Origin of the sequence: Streptomyces pseudovenezuelae (assembly GCF_001513955.1) — a bacterium.
GTDB classification, from domain to species: domain Bacteria; phylum Actinomycetota; class Actinomycetes; order Streptomycetales; family Streptomycetaceae; genus Streptomyces; species Streptomyces pseudovenezuelae.
The window spans coordinates 619727-639890 of sequence record NZ_KQ948147.1 but is presented as its reverse complement, the minus strand read 5'-3'; the positions used below and the strand labels follow the sequence as shown (position 1 = coordinate 639890).

The window sequence follows — 20164 nt, the reverse complement described above, 5'->3', positions numbered from 1 at the left end:
CTCAGCGGCCCCAGCGCAGCGCGGCCGTCTGCACGGGCGCGTCCCACAGGCGCAGCATCTCCTCGTCGGCCCGGCAGAGTGTCACCGAGCAGCCCGCCATGTCCAGCGATGTGACGTAGTTGCCCACGAGCGCCCGCGCCACCGGCACGCCCCGGGCCTCCAGCAGCCGGACCACCTCGGCGTGGAACCCGTACAGCTCCAGCAGCGGCGTCGCTCCCATCCCGTTGACCAGGGCCAGTACGGGCCCGTCGGCCGGAGGCACCTCCCCCAGATCCTCCAGTACGGCGCCCACCGCGACCTCCGCGATCTCTCGGGCCGGCATCATCGCGCGCCGCTCTCGGCCCGGCTCGCCGTGGATCCCGACCCCGAGCTCCATCTCCCCGTCCGGCAGGTCGAAGGTCGGGCCTCCTTTCGCGGGAGTGCTGCAGGCGCTGAGCGCCACGCCGAAGCTGCGCGAGAACTCGTTGACGCGCCGGGCGATCGCGGCCACCTGCTCCAGCGGCGCGCCCTCCTCGGCGGCCGCCCCGGCGATCTTCTCCACGAACAGGGTCGCCCCGGTGCCCCGCCGCCCGGCCGTGTACAGGCTGTCGGTGACGGCGACGTCGTCGTTGACCAGAACCCGCTCGACCTGGACGCCGTCCTCCTCGGCGAGCTCGGCGGCCATCTCGAAGTTCAGCACGTCCCCGGTGTAGTTCTTGACGACGAACAGCACGCCCTGCCCGGCCGCGACGGCGCTCGCCGCGCGCAGCATCTGGTCGGGGACGGGCGAGGTGAACACCTCCCCGGGACACGCGGCCGACAGCATCCCGTACCCGACGAACCCGGCGTGCAGCGGCTCGTGCCCGGAACCCCCGCCGGACACCAGCCCTACCCGCCCGCCCTCCCGGGCGTCTCGCCGTACGACCACCCCCCGCTCCACGTCCACGTCCAGCTCAGGGTGGGCGGCAGCCAGCCCGCGCAGGGCATCGGCGACCACGGTCTGCGGACTGTTGATCAGCATTTTCATGGGACCTCCCGGGAGGAACGGCGGCCGAGCCTCCGCCCAGTGTCCTCATGGAGCTCAGGCATCGCCGGTGACAGGCGGGCGCATGCGCGATCGCACGCCACACGAACCAGTGTGCCGCCACGACGTGGCCATCCGCGATGCGTGCGCACTGCCGCCCGCCTGCCGGCGTGCGGCCGGTTCGGTCCGGGCGGCCGGGGCGCCGCAGGTCCTGGGAGCCCACCCGGTTGCCGTCGGCGCAGCGCCTGGTCCGGGATGACGACGAGGAATCAGTGCGGGTTCGTCGCGACCACACCGGTGCCCGGCTGCCTGCACCACCGAACGCTTCCACCGGGGAACAGCCGCCCCGCGCGCACGGGGCGGCGACGTGTCCTCGACGCCGTCGGCCGCGGGACTGTGGACCCCGGCTCAGCCGGATCACGGGCGCCGACGTCCCCTTCCGCCTGGTCAGGGGTTCGCGGGGTCGCAGTCGCAGCGGAACACTCATGGCAGCCCCATGTCTCCTGTCGGCGGGCGGACTCCCGTCTCCTCCCTGGCCTGGCAGCTGCAGCATCGCCCCGCGCGCGTATGGCTCCGGCCGGTTCTACGATGTTTCTGAGGACTCGGGGCAGTCGACAGCCGACCCTCGGGCCGGCGGGAAGCGGGCACCCATGGCTGAGCGACTCAAGAGATCAGGACTGGTCGGCGAGCTGTCAGCGGAATTCGCCGGCACGATGATCCTCATCCTCTTCGGTTGTGGCGTGGTGGCTCAGGTGGTCGCCGGCGGGGCCCTCACGACTCCGCCGGGTGGCCTCGGCAACCACGACAGCATCGCCTGGGCCTGGGGCCTCGGCGTCACCCTGGGTGTGTACGTCGCGGCGAGGCTGAGCGGTGCGCACCTCAATCCGGCGGTGACCGTCGCACTGGCGACGTTCAAGGGCTTCCCGTGGAGCAAAGTGGCTCCCTACGCGCTGGCCCAGACCGCCGGCGCCTTCGTGGCGGCCCTGCTCGTCCGGTGGAACTACACCGAGGCGCTGGCGAAGGCGGATCCCACCCACACGATCAAGACGCAGGGCGTGTTCTCCACGCTGCCCGCCAACGGCAACCCGAACCTGCCGGTCCACGAATGGGGCGCATTCCGCGACCAGGTCATCGGCACCGCGATCCTGCTGCTGCTGATCCTGGCGGTCACGGACCTGCTCAACACGCCCCCGGGCGCCAACCTGGCACCGTTCATCGTGGGTCTGATCGTGGTGGCCATCGGTATGGCCTGGGGTACCAACGCGGGTTACGCGATCAACCCGGCACGCGACTTCGGTCCCCGGCTGGCCAGCTTCCTCACCGGGTACGGCGGAGCGTGGCGAGATCAGTACGGGAACTTCTACTTCTGGGTGCCGATCGTCGGTCCGCTGATCGGAGGTGTGCTGGGAGCGGGCCTGTACAAGGTCTTCATCGGCCGGTTCCTGCCGACCGCTGAGCCGGAACCCCCCGGACGGATCCCGGCCCCGGACGAGAACTGAGCTGACCGGCTCCCGGGGTTGTCGTTCATCCGGCTGCCCCGGGAGAGCCCAAGGAGAGGCGGCATCCCATGGCGGACTTCGTCGGCGCGGTGGACCAAGGGACCACCAGCACCCGTTTCATGATCTTCGACCATGCCGGCAACGAAGTGGCGAGGCACCAGCTGGAGCACTCACAGATCCTCCCGCGCTCGGGGTGGGTCGAACACGACCCGGTGGAGATCTGGGAGCGCACCAACTCGGTGATCCAGAACGCGCTCCGGCACGGAAACCTCTCGCCGGAGGACCTGGCGGCCATCGGTATCACCAATCAACGGGAGACGACCGTCGTCTGGGACCCGCGCAACGGCCGCCCCTACTACAACGCCATCGTCTGGCAGGACACCCGTACCGACTCCATCGCGGCAGCGCTGGACCGCTCGGGCCAGGGCGACGTCATCCGCCGCAAGGCAGGGCTGCCGCCGGCCACGTACTTCTCCGGCGGCAAGATCCAGTGGATCCTGGAGAACGTCGACGGAGTCCGCGAGGCGGCCGAGCAGGGCCATGCCCTCTTCGGCAACACCGACGCGTGGGTGCTGTGGAACCTCACCGGCGGCCCCGACGGCGGCGTCCACGCCACCGACGTGACCAATGCCAGCCGCACCATGCTGATGGACCTGGAGACCCTCGACTGGGACGACGAACTGCTGGGCTTCTTCGGCGTTCCCCGGGCGATGCTGCCGACCATCAACCCGTCCTCCCACCGCGAGGCGTTCGGGCAGACCCGTACCTCCCGGCCGCTGCGGGCGGCCATCCCCATCACCGGTGTGCTCGGCGACCAACAGGCAGCCACCGTCGGGCAGGTCTGCTACGCGCCCGGCGAAGCCAAGAACACCTACGGCACCGGCAACTTCCTGGTGCTCAACACCGGCACGGAACTGGTGCGGTCCCAGCACGGCCTCCTGACCACCGTGGCGTACCAGTTCGGCGACAGCCCGGCGATCTACGCACTCGAAGGCTCCATCGCCGTCACAGGCTCCGCGGTGCAGTGGCTGCGCGACCAGCTGAAGATCATCAAGGATGCCGCCGAGAGCGAGCGCCTGGCGCGTACCGTCGAGGACAACGGCGGGATCTACTTCGTCCCTGCCTTCTCCGGCCTGTTCGCCCCGTACTGGCGTTCCGACGCCCGCGGCGCGATCGTCGGCCTCGCCCGGTACAACGACGGCGGCCACCTGGCCCGGGCCGCCCTGGAAGCCATCTGCTACCAGAGCCGTGACGTGGTGGAGGCCATGGAGCAGGACTCCGGCGTCCACCTCGACGTGCTCAAGGTCGACGGCGGTGTGACGGCCAACGACCTGTGCATGCAGATCCAGGCCGACGTCCTCGGCGTCCCGGTCAGCCGCCCGGTCGTCGCCGAGACCACCGCGCTCGGCGCCGCCTACGCCGCCGGTCTGGCCACCGGTTTCTGGCAGGACACGGACGAACTGCGCACCCACTGGCAGGAGTCCAAGCGCTGGGAACCCCAGTGGTCCGAGGAACAGCGCGCGGAGGGATACGCGGGCTGGAAGAAGGCCGTGGAGCGCACGCTCGACTGGGCCAAGGTCGAATAGGTTCCGGCCTGCAGCGCCCGAACGGGGCCGCCCGAGTCGCGCCGCGTGCGCCGCCCGCACCCCGCCGCACGAGGAGGAGACCTATGGCGAACCCGGTGGCTCTCTCGCCCGGCGCACGCGCGGAGGCCCTCGTCCGACTGGGGGAGGGTGAGCTCGACGTCCTCGTCGTCGGCGGCGGCGTGGTCGGCGCCGGCGCGGCCCTGGACGCCGTCACCCGGGGCCTGAGAGTCGGCCTCGTCGAAGCCCGGGACTGGGCCTCGGGCACCTCCAGCCGCTCCAGCAAGCTCATCCACGGCGGCCTGCGCTACCTGGAGATGCTGGACTTCCGGCTGGTCGCCGAGGCCCTGAAGGAACGCGGACTCCTGCTTCGGTTGCTGGCCCCGCATCTGGTGCGTCCGGTGCCGTTCCTCTACCCCCTGCAACACCGGGTCCGGGAGCGTCCGTACGTCGGCGCCGGCGTGCTGCTGTACGACACCATGGCCGCGGCCTCCGGTACCGCCGGAGGTCTGCCCCACCACCGCCACCTGCTCAAGCGCCAGGCCCTGCGCGAGGCGCCCGCGCTGCGCTCCGACGCCCTGGTCGGCGGGATCCAGTACTGGGACGCCCAGGTCGACGACGCCCGGCACACCATGTTCCTCGCCCGCACGGCCGTCGCCTACGGAGCGCTGGCCGCCAACCGCACCCGTGTCAGCCGCTTCCTGCGGCAGGGCGAGCGGGTAGTGGGAGCCGCTGTCACGGATCTGGAGACCGGCGACGAGACGGAGGTGCGAGCCAAGCAGGTCATCAACGCGACCGGCGTGTGGACCGACGACACCCAGGCACTCGCCGGTACGCGCGGCCAGTTCCACGTCCGCGCCTCCAAGGGCGTGCATCTGCTGGTCCCCCGTGACCGGATCAACTCCCGCACCGGGCTCATCCTCCGCACCGAGAAGAGCGTGCTGTTCGTCATCCCCTGGGGACGACACTGGATCATAGGGACCACCGACACCGACTGGACACTCGACAAGGCGCATCCCGCCCTGAGCTCCAAGGACGTCACCTACCTGCTGGACCACGTCAACAGCGTCCTGACCACGCCTTTGGTCCCGGAGGATGTCGAAGGCGTCTACGCCGGTCTGCGTCCCCTTCTGTCCGGCGAGGCCGCGGAAACCAGCAAACTGTCACGGGAGCACCTGGTCGCGCACCCGGTACCCGGTCTCGTCGTGGTGGCCGGCGGCAAGTTCACGACCTACCGGGTGATGGCCAAGGACGCGGTCGACGAGGCGGCCCGCGGCCTGGACGAGAAAGTGCCCGACTGCGTCACGCAACGCGTTCCGCTGCTCGGCGCCGACGGCTATCCGGCCCTGTGGAACTCCCGCCACAACCTCGCCGAGCGCTCCGGGCTCCATGTCGCCCGCATCGAGCACCTGTTGAACCGCTACGGCTCCCTGGTGCACGAGCTGCTCGCCATGGTGGAAGCCGACTCCTCGCTCGGCGAGCCGTTGCCGAGCTCCGACGACTACCTGCGGGTCGAGGCCGCGTACGCGGTGACCCATGAGGGTGCCCGCCACGTGGAGGACGTGCTCGCCCGGCGCACTCGGATCTCCATCGAGTCCTGGGACCGTGGTGCGGACGCGGCGCAGACCGTCGCGGAACTGATGGCGCCGCACCTGGGATGGGACCAGGCGCACCGGGACCGTGAGGTCAGCCACTACCTGAAGCGGGTGGCCGCCGAACGCGAGGCCCAGCAGCAGCCGGACGACCGGACCGCCGACGCGGTACGGCTCGGCGCCCCCGACATCATCCCGGTGCACTGAGCAAGGTTTCGGGGACCGGAAGCGAGCGGGATCTGAGGCCCCCTTACCTCCCTTCCGTGCGCCGGCATGGTGGCCCCACGCATAGCCAACCCTCGAACTATGTTGTCCCGCCATATGTGCGGCTGACGTGCGGATTCCTACGGTGTGGCGACACGCAACCGTCCCCGTCACACCCCAGGAAGTGGTGCCGATGTCGTCGCCCGCAACCGCTCCACCGGCCCCGAACAACCTGAAGCGCATCGTCGCCGCCAGCCTCATCGGCACCACCATCGAGTGGTACGACTTCTTCCTCTACGGCTCCGCGGCCGCCCTGGTCTTCAACAAGCTGTTCTTTCCCGACTCCGACCCGCTCGTCGGCACCCTGCTGTCCTTCCTGACGTACGCCGTCGGATTCGCCGCCCGGCCGCTCGGCGCCCTGGTGTTCGGGCACTACGGTGACCGGCTCGGACGCAAGAAGCTGCTGGTGCTGAGCCTGCTGCTGATGGGCGGGGCGACCTTCGCGATCGGCTTGCTGCCGACGCACGCGACCGTGGGCACGGCCGCTCCCGTGCTGCTGACCGTGCTGCGCCTGGTCCAGGGCTTCGCGCTCGGCGGTGAGTGGGGCGGAGCCGTCCTGCTCGTGTCCGAGCACGGGGACGCCCGGCGACGCGGCTTCTGGGCCTCGTGGCCGCAGACCGGCGCTCCGGCCGGGCAACTCCTCGCCACGGGTGTGCTGTCGCTGCTGACCGCCGTACTGTCGGACGCCGCGTTCGGCAGCTGGGGCTGGCGGATTCCCTTCCTCCTCTCCGGTGTCCTGGTGGTCGTCGGTCTGTGGATCCGGCTCTCCGTCGACGAATCCCCCGTGTTCAAGGAGGCGTTGGCCCAGGCGGAGGCCCGCAAGGCGGCGCGGGGCGGTGCGGCCGAGAAGCTTCCGCTCGTCTCCGTGCTGCGCCACCACTGGCGCGACGTGCTGATCGCGATGGGCGCGCGCATGGCGGAGAACATCAGCTACTACGTCATCACCGCGTTCATCCTCGTGTACGCCACCACGTCCGCCGGTGTCTCCAAGCAGACCGCCCTCAACTCGGTGCTGATCGCCTCGGCCGTGCACTTCGCGGTGATCCCCGCCTGGGGCGCCCTGTCGGACCGCATCGGCCGACGCCCGGTGTACCTGCTCGGCGCGGTCGGCATCGGGCTGTGGATGTTCCCGTTCTTCGCGCTCGTCGACACCGGCGGCTTCGGCAACCTGATCCTCGCGGTGACCGTCGGACTCGTCCTGCACGGCGCCATGTACGCCCCCCAGGCCGCCTTCTTCTCCGAGATGTTCTCGACGCGGATGCGGTACTCCGGTGCCTCCATCGGCGCCCAGTTCGCCTCTGTCGCGGCAGGTGCCCCGGCCCCGCTCATCGCCACGGCGCTCCTGTCCGCCTACGGCGGTTCCACCCCGATCGCCCTCTACGTCATCGCCGCGGCCGTGTTGACGGTCGTCGCCGTCGGTGTCGCCCAGGAGACCCGCCACCGGGACCTGGCCGACGTCGCCCCGGACGCCGAACCGGAGCCGGCGGCCACCTCTCCGGCGGCGGACGCCCGGACCGCCTGAACCCCGCCCCGGACCGGCCGGCCCCCGCGCGCCCCGTGCGTGCGGGGGTCAGGGTCCGGTCGGTGCCGACAACCGGTGCAGCCGCAGCGCGAGCTGGATCTCCAGCACGCGGCCCGGACTCTGCCAGTCCTCGCCGAGCAGACGGCCCACGCGTTCCAGGCGCTGGGCGACGGTGTTCACGTGGACGTGCAGCTCGTCCTTGGTGCGGGCCGGGCTCATCCCGCACGCGAAGTAGGCGTCGAGGGTGTGCAGCAGATCGGTGCCCCGCCGGTCGTCGTAGGCGACCACCTGGCCGATGGTGCGGTCCACGAAGCCGGCGATGTCCCGGTCGCCGGCCAGCAGCAGCCCGAGGAACCCGAAGTCCTCGGCCGCGGCCCCGTCTCCCGAGCGGCCCAGGAGGCGCAGCGCGTCGAGGCAGCGGCGGCCCTCCGCGTAGGCGGCGGCCACGGCGTCCAGGTGGACGACGAGGTCGCGGACCGGGGCCGAGGCACCGACGGACACCGCCTCGTGGACGGCCTTGCCGAGATGTCCGGCGACGCGGCGGGCCAGTGCGGTGGCCGTGTCTCCGGCGGTGAGGGGCAGGAGCAGGACGGTGCCGCCGTCGCGGGCGGCGGCCAGGCCGTGCCGGGTGGCGGCGAGGTGGGAGGCCGCGGACCACAGGCGTCTGCGGGCGGCCGCCTCCTGGTCGGCGTCGGCCGCCGGGCCGTCGAGCCGGGCGGCCAGCACGACATGGGTGGCGTCGAGGTCGGCGTCCAGCCGGGCGGCCCGCTCGCGCAGCAGCCGGGGGTCGCGGTCACGGACGTCGAGCAGGTCGTCCAGGAGCTCGCCGCGCACCCGCTGTTCGGCCTCGGCGGCAGAGCGTCTGGCCAGCAGGAGCAGCGAGGTGACCATCGCGGCGCGCTCCAGGGTGCGCTGGTCCACGGGGTCGAGCCCGGGGTGGCCGCGCAGCATCAGCGCACCCAGCAGTTCGCCGCCGGCGGCGACGGCGGCGATCCAGTCGTCTCCCTGCCGTACGGCGTGGCCCTCGGCCCGGGACGCCTCCAGCGCCTCGGGGGGCGCGCTCTCGGTGAACTCGACCGCGCCGTCGAGGATGTGGGAGACGGCCGCCGCCACGTCGTGGACCCCGCCGCCGCGCAGCACCAGTTCGGCGAGCCGGTCGTGGACCTCGGAGGCGCGCTCGATGACTCCGCTGTGATTCCGGATGATCTCGTTGGCCCGCTCCAGTTCGGTCAGGGCCGAGCGGGTCTCGGTGAGCAGGTTCGCGGTGTCGATGGCGGCCGCGGCCAGCGCGGCGAAGGACCCGAGGAGGGCGATCTGCTCCCGCTCGAAGACCCGGGCACGCCGGTCCGCCGCGAAGAGCACGCCGATGACGTGGTGCCCCAGCGTCAGCGGTACGCCGAGGATGGCGACCAGTCCCTCGTCCCGGACTCCCGAGTCGATGGTCAGGGTGTGCTGGAAGCGGTCGTCCTTGAAGTAGTCGTCGGTGACGTAGGGGCGGGCGGTCTGGGCGACCAGTCCGCCGAGCCCCTCGCCCATCCCGAGCCGCAGCTGCTGGAAGCGGGCCGCGACCGAGCCCTCGGTGACCCGCATGTAGGTGTCGCCCCGCACCGGGTCGTGCAGGCTGAGGTAGGCGACGTCCGTGCCGAGCAGGGAGCGGGCGCGCTGCACGATGGCCCGCAGCACGGCGTCCAGGTCCCGGAGTCCTGCCAGGTCGTGGGCGGTCTCGAACAGGGCGGACAGCTCGGCCTCCCGCCGGCGCCGGCCCTCCAACTCGGAGCGCACGCGCAGCGCGACCGCCTTGGCCTCCTCCAGTGCCGCGAGCCGCTCGGGGGGCTGTCCCTCGGCGCGGGCGATCAGCACGGGCTGCTCGTAGGCGTCGGCGGACGCGCCCCTGGCCAGCAGGTCGAGGAAGGGTGCCTCGGCACTGCCGGCGGGGCGCTCGACGGACTGCGTGTGATCGCTGGACATGCCCACAGGATTGCTCATCGCACGCTCACCCCGTCAGGCCTGTGGAAAACTCCGGGCGGGTCGGCATGCGGGCGGCTGCCGGTCAGTGCGCGGTCCAGCCGCCGTCGAGGACGAGCGACGTGCCGGTGACGAAGGACGCCTGCGGGCCGCACAGGTAGGCCACCGCCTCGGCGACCTCCTCCGGCTCGATGAGCCGCTTGAGCGCGCTGTCCTGGAGCAGCACCTCGGACACCACCCGCTCCTCGGGGATGCCGTGCGCCCGGGCCTGGTCGGTGATCTGCCGCTCGACCAGGGGGGTGCGCACATAGGCGGGGTTCACACAGTTCGAGGTCACGCCGTGGGGGGCGCCTTCGAGGGCGGCGGTCTTGGACAGACCTTCCAGGCCGTGTTTGGCGGCCACATAGGCGGCCTTGTAGGCCGAGGCACGCAGACCGTGCACCGAGGACACGTTGACGATCCGTCCCCAGCCCTGCCCGTACATGTGCGGCAGGGCGCCGCGGATGAGACGGAACGGGGCCTCCAGCATCACGGTGAGCACCGTGTGGAACACCTCGGGCGGGAACTCCTCGATGGGGCGCACCAGTTGGATGCCGGCGTTGTTGACGAGGACGTCGGTACCCGCGGCGACGTGCTCGGCGGCGTCCAGGTCGGTGAGGTCGAGGACCTGCGGTTCGAGAGTGCCCGCCAGCCCCGCGGCCCGCTCGGCGAGCGCCGCCAGGCCGGCCGCGTCCCGGTCGACCGCTCTCACCTTGGCCCCGGCCGCCGCGAGCCGCAGCGCACAGGCACCCCCGATGCCACCGGCGGCGCCGGTGACGAGGGCGGTGCGGCCGCCGAGGTCGAGGGTGGGGGCGTGGGGGCCCGGGAGGGCGCTGCTGCTGGTCATGTTCCGACCCTAGGCAGCGCCCGGCCCTGACCACATGTGGTCACAGCCCATACTTCACTCAGAACTCGTGGGGTCGAACCATGTGGGTGCCTCCATCAGCGCCTGCTTGATCCGCAGCAGCCCGAACTCGTTCAGCTCCGGCAGGGCGTCCACGGCGAACCACCCGACCTCAAGGGACTCGTCGTCGTTGACCCGGGCCTCGCCGCCGACTGCCCGGCAGCGGAATGCGATGTCCATGTACTGGCAGGTGTCGCCGTTGTCGTAGGTCACGGGCCTGAGCGCCTGGACCACCAGGACCCGCTCGACGACGCAGCGCACGCCCGTCTCCTCCTCGACCTCCCGCACCGCGCAGGCCGCGGGCTGCTCCCCCGGTTCCGGGATGCCGCCGATCAGCGACCACTTGCCGTTGTCCGAGCGGCGGTTGAGCAGCACTCTGCCCTCGTCGTCGAAGACGATCGCGCTGACGCCGGGGAGCCAGAGGAGGTCGTGGCCGATGGAACGCCGCAGGGTGCGGATGAAGTCAGGAGTAGCCATGCCTCGACCCTAACGGCCGCCCTCACGGCTCCGAGCGAGCCCAAGCGATCTTGCCGGACGACCCGAGTGATCTTCCGGCCTCTACGGCCTCCGTGCGCCTCAAGCGTCCTCGGCGCGACGCCTGCGCACTCCGGCGCCGACCGCCCAGCCGAGTCCGCCCGCGGCGACCAGCACCAGAGCCATCTCGGGCAGGATGCCGAGCCGGGTCGCCGGGGTCTCGGTCGACCTCAGCGGAACCTTCTGCACCAGCGAGTCGGCCACGAACATGCCGGTCTTCTGGGTGATCCGCCCGTCCGGCATGATGATCGCGCTGACGCCGCTGGTCACCGGGACGGTGACGGTCCGGCTGTGCTCCACGGCGCGCACCCGGGACATCGCGAGTTGCTGGTAGGTCATCTCGCTGCGGTCGAAGGTCGCGTTGTTGCTCGGCACGGAGATCAGCTGCGCCCCGTCGGTCACCTCGGAGCGCACGGCCCAGTCGAACGCGGCCTCGTAGCAGGTGACCAGGCCTACCTTGGCGTTGGCCATCCGGAAGACGCCCGGCTTGCTGCCGCGGCTGAAGTCCTGGCGGACCATGGAGGTCCAGTTCTTGTTGATCGCGCCGACGAGGGAACGCAGCGGAAGGTACTCACCGAACGGCTGGATCTGCCGCTTGTCGTAGGTGTCGGTGGGGCCCTTGACCGGGTCCCACAGAATCTGCTCGTTGTAGAGCTTGCCGTCCCGCTCGACGACACCGCCGACGGAGATCGGCGCGTCGATGGCCTTGGCCGCCTGTTCGATGACCGCGGCAGCGGTCGCGTCGGCGAAGGGGTCGACGTCGGAGGAGTTCTCCGGCCACAGCACGATGTCGGGCTTGTCGGCCTTGCCGGCCTTCACCTCGGCGGCCAGCCGCTCGGTCTCGCGCGCATGGTAGTCGAGCACGGCCCGCCGCTGGGCGTTGAACTCCAGGCCCGCGCGCGGGACGTTGCCTTGGATCGCGGCGACGGTCACGGTGCCGTTCTCGGCCTTGTCGGTCACCAGCGTCCGAGCCCCGAGCGCGCCCGCCACCGGCACGGCCACGCTCAGCAGGGCGACGGCCGCGGCCGGACGCCGTACGGCACCGGTGCCCCGCCGCTCGACGAGCAGCCGCACGATCTCGTGGAGGCCGAAACCGCACAGGACGACGGCGAAGCCCAGGACGGGCGTGCCGCCCACCGCGGCGAGCGGCAGGAAGACGCCGTCGGCCTGCCCGAACGCGATCTTGCCCCAGGGGAAGCCGTGGAACGGAGCACGCGCGCGTGCCGCTTCTCCCGCGATCCACACCGCGGCCGCCCACACCGGCGAGCCGGGCAGCTTGGAGACGGCGGCGACGCCCACGCCGACCAGCGCGACGAAGATCGCCTCGATCGCCACCAGGGCCAGCCAGGGCCCGGGGCCGACCTCGACGCCGGTCCACACCAGCAGCGGCAGCAGAAAGCCCAGGCCGAAGAGGTAGCCGAGACCGAAAGCCGCCTTCCAGCCACGGCCGCGCAGCACCCAGCCGAAGACGGCGAAGGCGGGCAGGGCCAGCCACCACAGGGTGCGTGGCGGGAAACTGACGTACAGCAGCACCCCGGAGAGCGCGGCGGCGGCGGCCGGGACGAGACGGCGGAGCCGGACGGCCCAGCGGGAGGCGGGCGCGGGCTGCGGTTCCAGCCGGTCCGACTCGTCCACGGAAGTTGCGGTGACGGTCACTCCGGGAGTGTACGGCGGTTGACCTCGGCGTCCACAGCGCGGTCCGCCCGGTGGGCGTGACGCCGCCCACGGGTCCGTGCCGGGAAGATCCCGCACAACTCGTCCACAAATCGCCCATCAGCCGTTACGGTGTGCCGGAGTCCCTGTCGTACGGGCCGCCGGCGTCCGGGCGGCGGGGGCCACAGGTCGGGGGACCGGGGTGTCGGGGGGCGGGGTGGGTTCCACGGGGATCACGTCTGTGGCCGGTTCCGAGGAGGACGGCGACAGACGAAACGTTTCTGACGTAGTGGGTGTGCTGGTGCTCGGCGCCTGTGCGGCCTGGTCGCTGATCACCGCGGCCGCGCACGACGGCCGTCCGGAGGGCGTGCTGCTCGCCCTGCTGGCCGTCGCCGCGGGATACGCGGCCGGCCGGATCTCGGGGGCGCTTCTGCCGGTCGCCGCTCCGTGCGCCGCCGCGCTGACCGGAGTGTGCCTGGCAGCCGGGCTCCCCCGTCTCACACCGGGGCCGGAGATCGTCGGTCCCCTGGGTCACGCGGGCGCCACCGCCGCCCTGCTGACGCTCGCCACCGGGGCCGCGTGCTGCGCCGCCTGGGCCACCGCCTCTCCCCCGCTGCGCGTTCTGCTGCGGCTGCTGGCCGCCGGCATCGCGGTGCTCGCGGCCGTCCTGGACTCGGTGTCCGGGCTGTTCACCTGTGCCGCGGTGCTGCTGTACTCGCTCGCCGCGGGCCGGACGCGCCACCGCGGCCCCGGTATCGCCGTTCTCGCCCTCGCCGCGACCGCGGCGACCGGCCTGACCTGGGCGGTCGCCGGGAACGCGGTCCCGGACGGGCTCACCGAGTCGCTGCGCGGCCGGCTCACACCGCACCGGATCGACCTGTGGCACGACGCCCTCCACCTGGCCCGGGAGGACACCGCCCTCGGTGTGGGTCCGGGCCGCTTCGGGGAGCTCAGCACGACGGCGGCCCAGTCCCTGCTGCCCGACGGCAGACCGCACTCGGCACCGCTTCAGATGGCCGCCGAGCAGGGGGTGATCGGAGTGCTGCTGCTGGCCGCGGCCTTCTGCTGGCTGCTGTACGCCCTGTGGCGCTCGCCCCGCCCCACTCCGGTCGTCCTCACCGCGGGCGCGGCCCTGACGGCGCTGGCGGCGATCGCCGCGGTCGGCAACGCGCTGAGCTTCACCATGGTGTCGGTGGGCGTCGGTCTCCTGGCGGGCCTGGCGACGGCCCACCCGCTCGCCGACGAACCGGTCCGGACGTGACCGGTCGGCCCGGTCTCAGCGCCGCGGACCCGCGGCCCCGGGCCGCAGCCGGTCACGGATGATGCGTACGGCGGCCTCCGCGTCGTCCACGGTGACCGTGAAGGTGTGGCCGTCCCACAGCTGGAGGACCACGCCCTCGCCACGGCGTACGACGACGGCGGTGCCCTTCTCGGGGCGCCAGCGATAGCCCCAGCCGCCCCACTGACGCGGGGTGACGTGCGGGACGAACTCGGCTCCCGCGACATGGGCCAGCGGGATGCGGCGGCGCGGCACACCGATGTGGCCGCAGCGCACCTCCAGGGAGTCCATGTCGACCTTGAGGGCGACATGGACGAAGGCGAGCGTGAGGAAGAGGACCAGCAGTCCGGCCGCGATGCAGCCGACCACGGACATGACCAGCGGGGCGACGCCGGAGGTCCACGCCGAGTCGACCGCCAGCTCGACGCCGAGCGCCACGATCGCGGCGCCCCCGAGCGCCAGCAGCCACTGGATCCGGTTGGAGGCGCGGCCGGTCCAGACATCGGTGTGGTGCGAGGAGTGCTCGCCGTGGGGGTGGTCCCTCATGCCTATGAGGTTACTCAGGTTTCGCCGTGCGGGTACCTCGTCGCGCAGCGTGACTGGTCCGGGCAGGGGTTTTCCGGCCGTCCGCGGCGGTCAGCGGGCGGGGGTGGCCGCCCGAAGGAGCCGGCCCTCCGCGTAGGCGAGGGCGGGAGCGGGCAGGGCGGCGCCCTCGCGTCCGCTCAGCAGCACGGTGAGGGTGCCGGTGGCCGCGGCCTCGGGCGCGGGCTGCTCGCCGATCCGGCGCAGGGCCTGGGCGGCGACCGCTCCGGCGGAGCCGTGCAGGACGAGCGGCGGGCGGCCGGGGCGCTGCACAGCGGCCCGGATGCGCTCGGCGACCAGTTCGTAGTGGGTGCAGCCCAGGACGACGGTCGTCACGTCCTCCGGCGTCAGGGCGGCGGCCGCGGCGACGGCGGCGTCGATGGCGGCCTCGTCGGCGTGCTCCACCGCCTCGGCGAGGCCGTGGCAGGGCACCTCGGTGGCCGGCACCCCGTCGGCGAACTCCCGGAGAAGTCCGCGCTGGTAGGGGCTGCCGGTGGTGGCGGGCGTCGCCCAGATGGCGAAGGGGCCGCCGCCGGACGCCGCGGGCTTGATCGCGGGCACGGTGCCGATGACCGGCAGCTCCGGCTCCAGACGGGCGCGCAGGGCGGTCAGGGCGTGCACGGTGGCGGTGTTGCAGCCGATGATCAGGGCCTCGGGGCCATGGGCGGCGGCGGCCTCGGCGAGAGTGAGCGCGCGCCCGATGATGTCGTCCGGGGTCCGGGGGCCCCACGGCATGCCATCGGGGTCGAGAGAGAGCACGAGATCGGCGTCGGGGCGCAGTCGCCGTACCGCGGCGGTGGCCGCCAGCAGACCGATTCCGGAGTCCAAGAGCGCGATCTTCACCCGGCCACGATAGACGATGAGCCCTTGGGGGCCCGTTCCGTGGGGCAGACTGCGCGCGTGAGCGCCATCGCGTGGACCGCCGCCGTATCACTCGCCGCCTGGCTGTGGCTGCTGCTCTGCCAGGGGTTCTTCTGGCGCACGGATGTGAGACTCCCGCCGGAGCGGGATCCGGGGATCTGGCCGTTCGTGGCCGTGGTGGTGCCGGCCCGCGACGAGGCCGAGGTGCTGCCCGCGAGCCTGCCCTCGCTCCTGGCCCAGGACTATCCGGGGCGGGCGGAGGTCTTCCTCGTCGACGACGGCAGCACGGACGGCACCGGGGAGCTGGCACGCGACCTGGCGGGCCGGTCCGGCGGGCTGCCGCTGACCGTGTCCTCCCCGGGTGAGCCGCCACCGGGGTGGACGGGCAAGCTGTGGGCCGTGCGGCACGGCATCGGCCTGGCACGCGCGCGTGGTCCCGAGTACCTGCTGCTGACGGACGCCGACATCGCCCACGAGCCGGACAGTCTGCGGCGGCTGGTCGCCGCCGCGCACGCCGGGGGCTTCGACGTCGTCTCGCAGATGGCCCGGCTGCGGGTGGAGAGCCTGTGGGAGCGGCTCGTGGTGCCGGCGTTCGTCTACTTCTTCGCGCAGCTGTATCCGTTCCGCCGGATCGGCAGGAAGGGCGCGCGGACCGCGGCCGCGGCGGGCGGCTGTGTCCTGCTGCGCGCCGAGACCGCCGAGCGGGCGCGGATCCCGGACGCCATCCGGCACGCCGTCATCGACGACGTGGCCCTCGCGCGGGCCGTGAAAGGTGCCGGCGGCCACATCTGGCTGGGCCTGGCCGAACGGGTGGACAGCGTGCGCCCCTATCCCCGGCTGCACGACCTGTGGCGGATGGTGTCGCGCAGCGCCTACGCCCAACTGCGCCACAACCCCCTGGTGCTGTGCGGAACGGTCCTGGGGCTGGCGCTGGTCTACCTGGTGCCGCCGGTCGCCGTCGTCACGGGCCTGGCGACGGGGAGCGCGGCGACCGTGGTGCCCGGTGCTCTCGCGTGGCTCGTCATGACCGGGACGTACGTCCCGATGCTGCGCTACTACCGGCAGCCGCTGTGGCTCGCTCCCCTGCTGCCGTTCACCGCGTTCCTCTATCTCCTGATGACGGTCGACTCGGCGGTGCAGCACTACCGGGGGCGCGGCGCGGCCTGGAAGGGCCGCACCTACGCGCGCCCGGACGCCGTCGTCGGCGAGGAGCGGTGAGGCCTCATTTGCGGCCCGGTGTCCAGTTCATGCCCCAGCCGTAGACCTGGTCCACCGTCCGCTGCGGGCTCACCCCCCGGTCGGGCACCAGATAGCGGGCCTCGCGCTGGACGACCAGGTCGTCCCCGGTGTTGGTGATCAGGGCCAGCGCGCACACCGTCGAGGGCACCGTGCACTCGTCGAGGGAGAAGTCGATCGGGGCGCCGTACTGCGGCTGGAGGGTGACCGTGGCGTGCAGGTCGGCGAAGGAGCGCGCGCCCTCGTAGATGGTCACGAAGACGAGGATGCGCCGGAAGTCCCGCTGGTGGTCGAGGTTGACGGTGAGGTTCTCGCCGCTCACCACGGCACCGGTGCGGTCGTCGCCGTCGAGGTGGATGTACGGCGGCTGGTGCAGGGCTCCGTAGGCGTTGCCCAGCGCCTGGACGACCCCCTTGCGGCCGTCGGCGAGCTCGTACAGGGCGCACAGGTCGAGGTCGAGGTCGGCGTGCATGGCCACCGCGCGGCCGCGCTTGCTGCCCCAGCCCGAGAACTGTTTGCGCACCTGCCAGTTGAGGTTCACGCGCATCGCGCCCGAGGTGCCGCCCTGTTTGGCGAGGGAGACGGAGGGAGCGGCCTTGGCCAGCGTGACTTTGGAAAGGCGGACCGGTGGCGCGGCGGGGGTGGGTGGTGGTGCCACCGGTGGCGCCTGCTGGGGCTCGTCCACGGTGATGCCGAAGTCCGTTGCCAGACCTTCCAGTCCGCTGTCGTAGCCCTGTCCGACGGCACGGAATTTCCAGGCGCCCTGACGGCGATAGAACTCCCCGAGCACGAAAGCGGTTTCTACGGTCGCGCCCGTACTGTCGAACCGCGCCGCCACGGTTCCCTGCGCCGCATCGCGCACCTCGATGTAAAGATCCGGAATGCCGGCGAAGGTCCCGCCGTCCGCGGAAGCGGCGAGCACGACGGTCTCCACCGAGGGCTCCACGCGCGCGAGATCGACGAGCAGCGTGTCGGTCACCCGGCCGCCGTCGGTCCGTTTGCCCTCGTGGCGGACGGCTCCGGAGGAGTGCTGCGGCTGGTTGTAGAAGACGAAGTCGGCGTCGGAACGGACCTTTCCGCCGACGAGCAGCAGAGCCGAGGCATCCGCGTCGGGGACCCCCGGCCCGGAGCGCCAGCCCAATTCGACGCGCAGTGCCGTCGTGGGCACCGGCGCGTTCGACCCTTTCGACATTGACATGTCCGCCCCCATCAGGTGTCGGCAGGCCAGGACGCGCCCAGGCGGTCCCCGGAGTTCCCCCCGCACAACCTATTCCCCCGGGGCGGCGAACTCCCATCCCGCGCACAGGAAGATCGCCGGCCAACCGCCGGTAACCCGCTCGGAACTCGGCCTTTACAAGGATGGGACCTGGATTGGCGTCCTTTTTTGCCGAGTTCGCTCGCATTGGGGATCCCGCGCCACTGCCGACACGGAAAACAACCCTCTTATCGGTCTCCCCAACCAGCACATCGTGGGCTTAACTTATGTGCCATGACCTCCCCCCGCTCCACTTATGGCGGCGGCTACTACTCCGCCTCCTTCCCGGACACTCCGATCTACGACTCACTCGTGGCCGAGCGGGGCACCCCGCAGATCGCCCCGATCCGGGTCCCGGCCGCGTACGACGTCCCGGCAAGCCACCTGCCCGCGCTGCCGTCCGCGCTGCCCGCTCTTCCCGCGGGTCCCTCCTACTCCTCGTACGGCTACCCGCAGGCGCAGCAGCCCTCGCCGCTGCAGCAGGCCCCGGGTGCGTACATCCCGCAGCAGGCGGCCGCGCCTCGCGGTTATCCCGGGCCGCAGCAGCAGCCGCGTCCGGCCGGCCCCGGCATGGGCACGGGCTACGAGGCGATGCGCCCCGCGGCTCCCCGGCCCGCTCAGGCGGCTCCCTACCAGGATCCGTACAACAACCAGCAGCAGTACCGCGGGTACTGATTCCCTCCCGGGCTGTCGGTGCCACCTGGCACGATGGCCCCATGGGGAATGCACAACTGCTGTCGATCCACATCCATCCGGTCAAGGCCCTCCGGAGTCTGGCACTCCAGGAGGCCGAGGTGGAGCCCTGGGGGCTGGCCGGAGACCGGCGCTGGGCGCTGGTCGACGACGGGGGAAAGGTCGTCACCCAGCGACAGCACCCGCGCCTCGCGCAGGCCGCCGCCGAGCTGCTGCCCGGCGGCGGTGTCGTGCTGTCGGCGCCCGGGACGGACCCGCTGGCCGTGCCGGTCCCGGAGCCGGGCGAGACCGTCACCCTGGACCTCTTCGGGGACAAGGTCGAAGGGGTGCCCGCCGCCGACCCGGCCGCGCACGAGTGGTGCAGCACGTACTTGGGCGCCGGGACCCGCCTGGTCCACATGGACGACCCCGCCACCCGCCGTCCGGTCGAACCCGAGTACGCGCTGCCGGGCGAGACCGTCACCTTCGCCGACGGATATCCGCTGCTGATCACGTCCGCGGCCTCCCTCGACGCGCTCAACTCCCTGATCTCCGAAGGCCGGCACGCGGCCGAGGGCCCCCTGCCGATGAACCGCTTCCGGCCGAACGTGGTCGTGGGCGGCACCGACGCCTGGGCCGAGGACGACTGGTCGCTCATCGCCATCGGGGACGTCACCTTCCGCGTCGCCAAGATGTGCGGGCGGTGTGTGGTGACCACCACGGACCAGGACCGCGCCGTCCGCGGCAAGGAGCCTTTGCACAGCCTGGGCAGGCACCGCCGGTTCGGCGGCCAGCTCGTCTTCGGACAGAATCTCGTGCCCCGCTCCCGCGGCACGATCCGGGTCGGCGACCCGGTCACGATCCTCGAATAGGGGGCGGCCGGAGGGGCGAGGCAGCTGCCGGTGGACAAAGTTCCGCCAAAGATCCACCCGGCTCGCGCCGACGGGAACACCGCCCGGGGGCCCGCACGTTGGGGCTTTCATGAGGAGTTCATGAGAGGACCCGGCCGCAGGTGATTTCGCTCTCTCTTCGGCCGGTCCCGCGCGTGAACGACTCCGTGCGGGGTTATCACGGAGCGGGAAGGGGGTGCGGACGGTGCGAGCGATCAGTGGACTGTGGCGTTGGCGGCGCAACCCGCTGCGCCGTGGGACGGACCTGGCCGAGGCCTGGCTCGCCCTCCTGGCCCTGCTGCTGATCCTGGTCATCGGACCGGTGATCGGCTCCTTCACCGGGCATGCGGCCCAGGACGCGCTCCAGCGCTCGGTCCGTGAACAGCAGGATTCCCGGCGGCTGGTGACGGCGACCGTCATCCGCAAGCTGGACCGCTCGCCGCTGGACGTCGACCCCGAGGCCACCTCGGGCCGCAGTCCGCGCACCCGGGTGGTGGCCGACTGGACCGCGCCGGACGGCACCTCGCGCCACGGCGCGGTCATGGCCGGTCTCCAGACCCCGCACCGCGGCGACCACTTCGACCTGTGGACGGACCTCCACGGGCGGATCGCGGCCCGGCCGCTGGACTCCGCGACCGCCACCACCCATGCCGTTCTCGCGGGCGCCGGGGCGGCCCTGCTGACCGCGGCCCTGATAGAAGGCGGCAGGCGGTTCGCCGTCTGGCGCATGGTCCGTCGCCGGTACGCCCGTTGGGACCAGGCCTGGGACCGCGCGGGCCCGGACTGGGGCCGGACCGGCACCGGCAGCTGACGGCCTCACCGCTCTGGTCA

The 20164-nt window shown here is 72.2% G+C and carries 17 protein-coding genes; 9 read left to right on the top strand and 8 right to left on the bottom strand.

Annotated elements, in window-relative coordinates:
* Position 1: 1 nt before the first annotated feature.
* The gene (gene dhaK / locus AQI94_RS19145; protein ID WP_031046597.1) at positions 2 to 1006 is read right to left on the bottom strand and encodes a dihydroxyacetone kinase subunit DhaK; all 1005 of its coding nucleotides are present in this window, start codon (positions 1004 to 1006) and stop codon (positions 2 to 4) included.
* 647 nt (positions 1007 to 1653) lie between these two features.
* Between dhaK and AQI94_RS19140 the strand changes: the two genes are divergently transcribed.
* The 4 genes from AQI94_RS19140 (at position 1654) to AQI94_RS19125 (ending at position 7463) form a co-directional block, all read left to right on the top strand.
* Positions 1654 to 2502 (top strand): MIP/aquaporin family protein, encoded by an 849-nt coding sequence (locus tag AQI94_RS19140; protein WP_031046595.1) that lies wholly within the window; start codon positions 1654 to 1656, stop codon positions 2500 to 2502.
* Positions 2503 to 2570: 68 nt separating this feature from the next.
* A complete protein-coding gene (gene glpK, locus AQI94_RS19135; protein ID WP_031046593.1) occupies positions 2571 to 4088 on the top strand; it encodes a glycerol kinase GlpK in 1518 nt (505 codons plus the stop codon).
* An 83-nt stretch (positions 4089 to 4171) separates the two neighbouring features.
* Complete coding sequence (locus tag AQI94_RS19130) at positions 4172 to 5884, top strand: glycerol-3-phosphate dehydrogenase/oxidase (RefSeq protein WP_031046589.1); 1713 nt, start codon at positions 4172 to 4174, stop codon at positions 5882 to 5884.
* A 190-nt stretch (positions 5885 to 6074) separates the two neighbouring features.
* Positions 6075 to 7463: an MFS transporter gene (locus AQI94_RS19125; RefSeq protein ID WP_031046587.1), complete on the top strand. Its 1389-nt coding sequence runs from the start codon at positions 6075 to 6077 to the stop codon at positions 7461 to 7463.
* Between the two features lie 48 nt (positions 7464 to 7511).
* On the opposite strand, the gene AQI94_RS19120 is transcribed toward AQI94_RS19125, so the two are convergent.
* From AQI94_RS19120 to lnt, 4 genes are all read right to left on the bottom strand, one after another.
* Entirely contained in the window at positions 7512 to 9431 is a 1920-nt protein-coding gene (locus AQI94_RS19120) for a helix-turn-helix domain-containing protein (RefSeq protein ID WP_031046584.1), read from the bottom strand.
* 82 nt (positions 9432 to 9513) lie between these two features.
* Positions 9514 to 10314, bottom strand: a complete 801-nt coding sequence (locus tag AQI94_RS19115) for a 3-hydroxybutyrate dehydrogenase (RefSeq protein ID WP_062229834.1) — start codon at positions 10312 to 10314, stop codon at positions 9514 to 9516.
* A gap of 54 nt (positions 10315 to 10368) precedes the next feature.
* Positions 10369 to 10848 (bottom strand): NUDIX hydrolase, encoded by a 480-nt coding sequence (locus AQI94_RS19110; protein WP_031052623.1) that lies wholly within the window; start codon positions 10846 to 10848, stop codon positions 10369 to 10371.
* A 99-nt stretch (positions 10849 to 10947) separates the two neighbouring features.
* Entirely contained in the window at positions 10948 to 12561 is a 1614-nt protein-coding gene (gene lnt, locus AQI94_RS19105; RefSeq protein ID WP_031052625.1) for an apolipoprotein N-acyltransferase, read from the bottom strand.
* Positions 12562 to 12847: 286 nt separating this feature from the next.
* On the opposite strand from lnt, the gene AQI94_RS19100 reads away from it, so the two are divergent.
* Complete coding sequence (locus tag AQI94_RS19100) at positions 12848 to 13819, top strand: O-antigen ligase family protein (RefSeq protein WP_031052627.1); 972 nt, start codon at positions 12848 to 12850, stop codon at positions 13817 to 13819.
* A 15-nt stretch (positions 13820 to 13834) separates the two neighbouring features.
* Here AQI94_RS19100 and AQI94_RS19095 read toward each other — a convergent pair whose 3' ends face one another.
* Together AQI94_RS19095 and AQI94_RS19090 are read right to left on the bottom strand one after the other, a co-directional pair.
* Positions 13835 to 14383, bottom strand: a complete 549-nt coding sequence (locus AQI94_RS19095) for a hypothetical protein (protein WP_031052628.1) — start codon at positions 14381 to 14383, stop codon at positions 13835 to 13837.
* 90 nt (positions 14384 to 14473) lie between these two features.
* Positions 14474 to 15262, bottom strand: coding sequence for a glutamate racemase (locus AQI94_RS19090; protein WP_062229833.1), 789 nt, complete (start codon positions 15260 to 15262; stop codon positions 14474 to 14476).
* Positions 15263 to 15301: 39 nt separating this feature from the next.
* On the opposite strand from AQI94_RS19090, the gene AQI94_RS19085 reads away from it, so the two are divergent.
* On the top strand, positions 15302 to 16498 hold the full coding sequence (locus AQI94_RS19085; protein ID WP_031049599.1) for a glycosyltransferase: 1197 nt from the start codon (positions 15302 to 15304) through the stop codon (positions 16496 to 16498).
* Positions 16499 to 16502: 4 nt separating this feature from the next.
* On the opposite strand, the gene AQI94_RS19080 is transcribed toward AQI94_RS19085, so the two are convergent.
* Entirely contained in the window at positions 16503 to 17708 is a 1206-nt protein-coding gene (locus tag AQI94_RS19080; RefSeq protein ID WP_031049596.1) for a TerD family protein, read from the bottom strand.
* Positions 17709 to 18005: 297 nt separating this feature from the next.
* Here AQI94_RS19080 and AQI94_RS19075 point away from each other — a divergent pair, with 297 nt between their 5' ends.
* The 3 genes from AQI94_RS19075 to AQI94_RS19065 all read left to right on the top strand — a co-directional run bounded on the left by AQI94_RS19075 (position 18006) and on the right by AQI94_RS19065 (position 20144).
* Positions 18006 to 18446: a DUF6643 family protein gene (locus AQI94_RS19075; RefSeq protein ID WP_031049594.1), complete on the top strand. Its 441-nt coding sequence runs from the start codon at positions 18006 to 18008 to the stop codon at positions 18444 to 18446.
* 41 nt (positions 18447 to 18487) lie between these two features.
* Complete coding sequence (locus AQI94_RS19070; RefSeq protein ID WP_031049593.1) at positions 18488 to 19315, top strand: MOSC domain-containing protein; 828 nt, start codon at positions 18488 to 18490, stop codon at positions 19313 to 19315.
* 223 nt (positions 19316 to 19538) lie between these two features.
* Entirely contained in the window at positions 19539 to 20144 is a 606-nt protein-coding gene (locus tag AQI94_RS19065) for an Rv1733c family protein (RefSeq protein WP_031049591.1), read from the top strand.
* Positions 20145 to 20164: the final 20 nt, after the last annotated feature.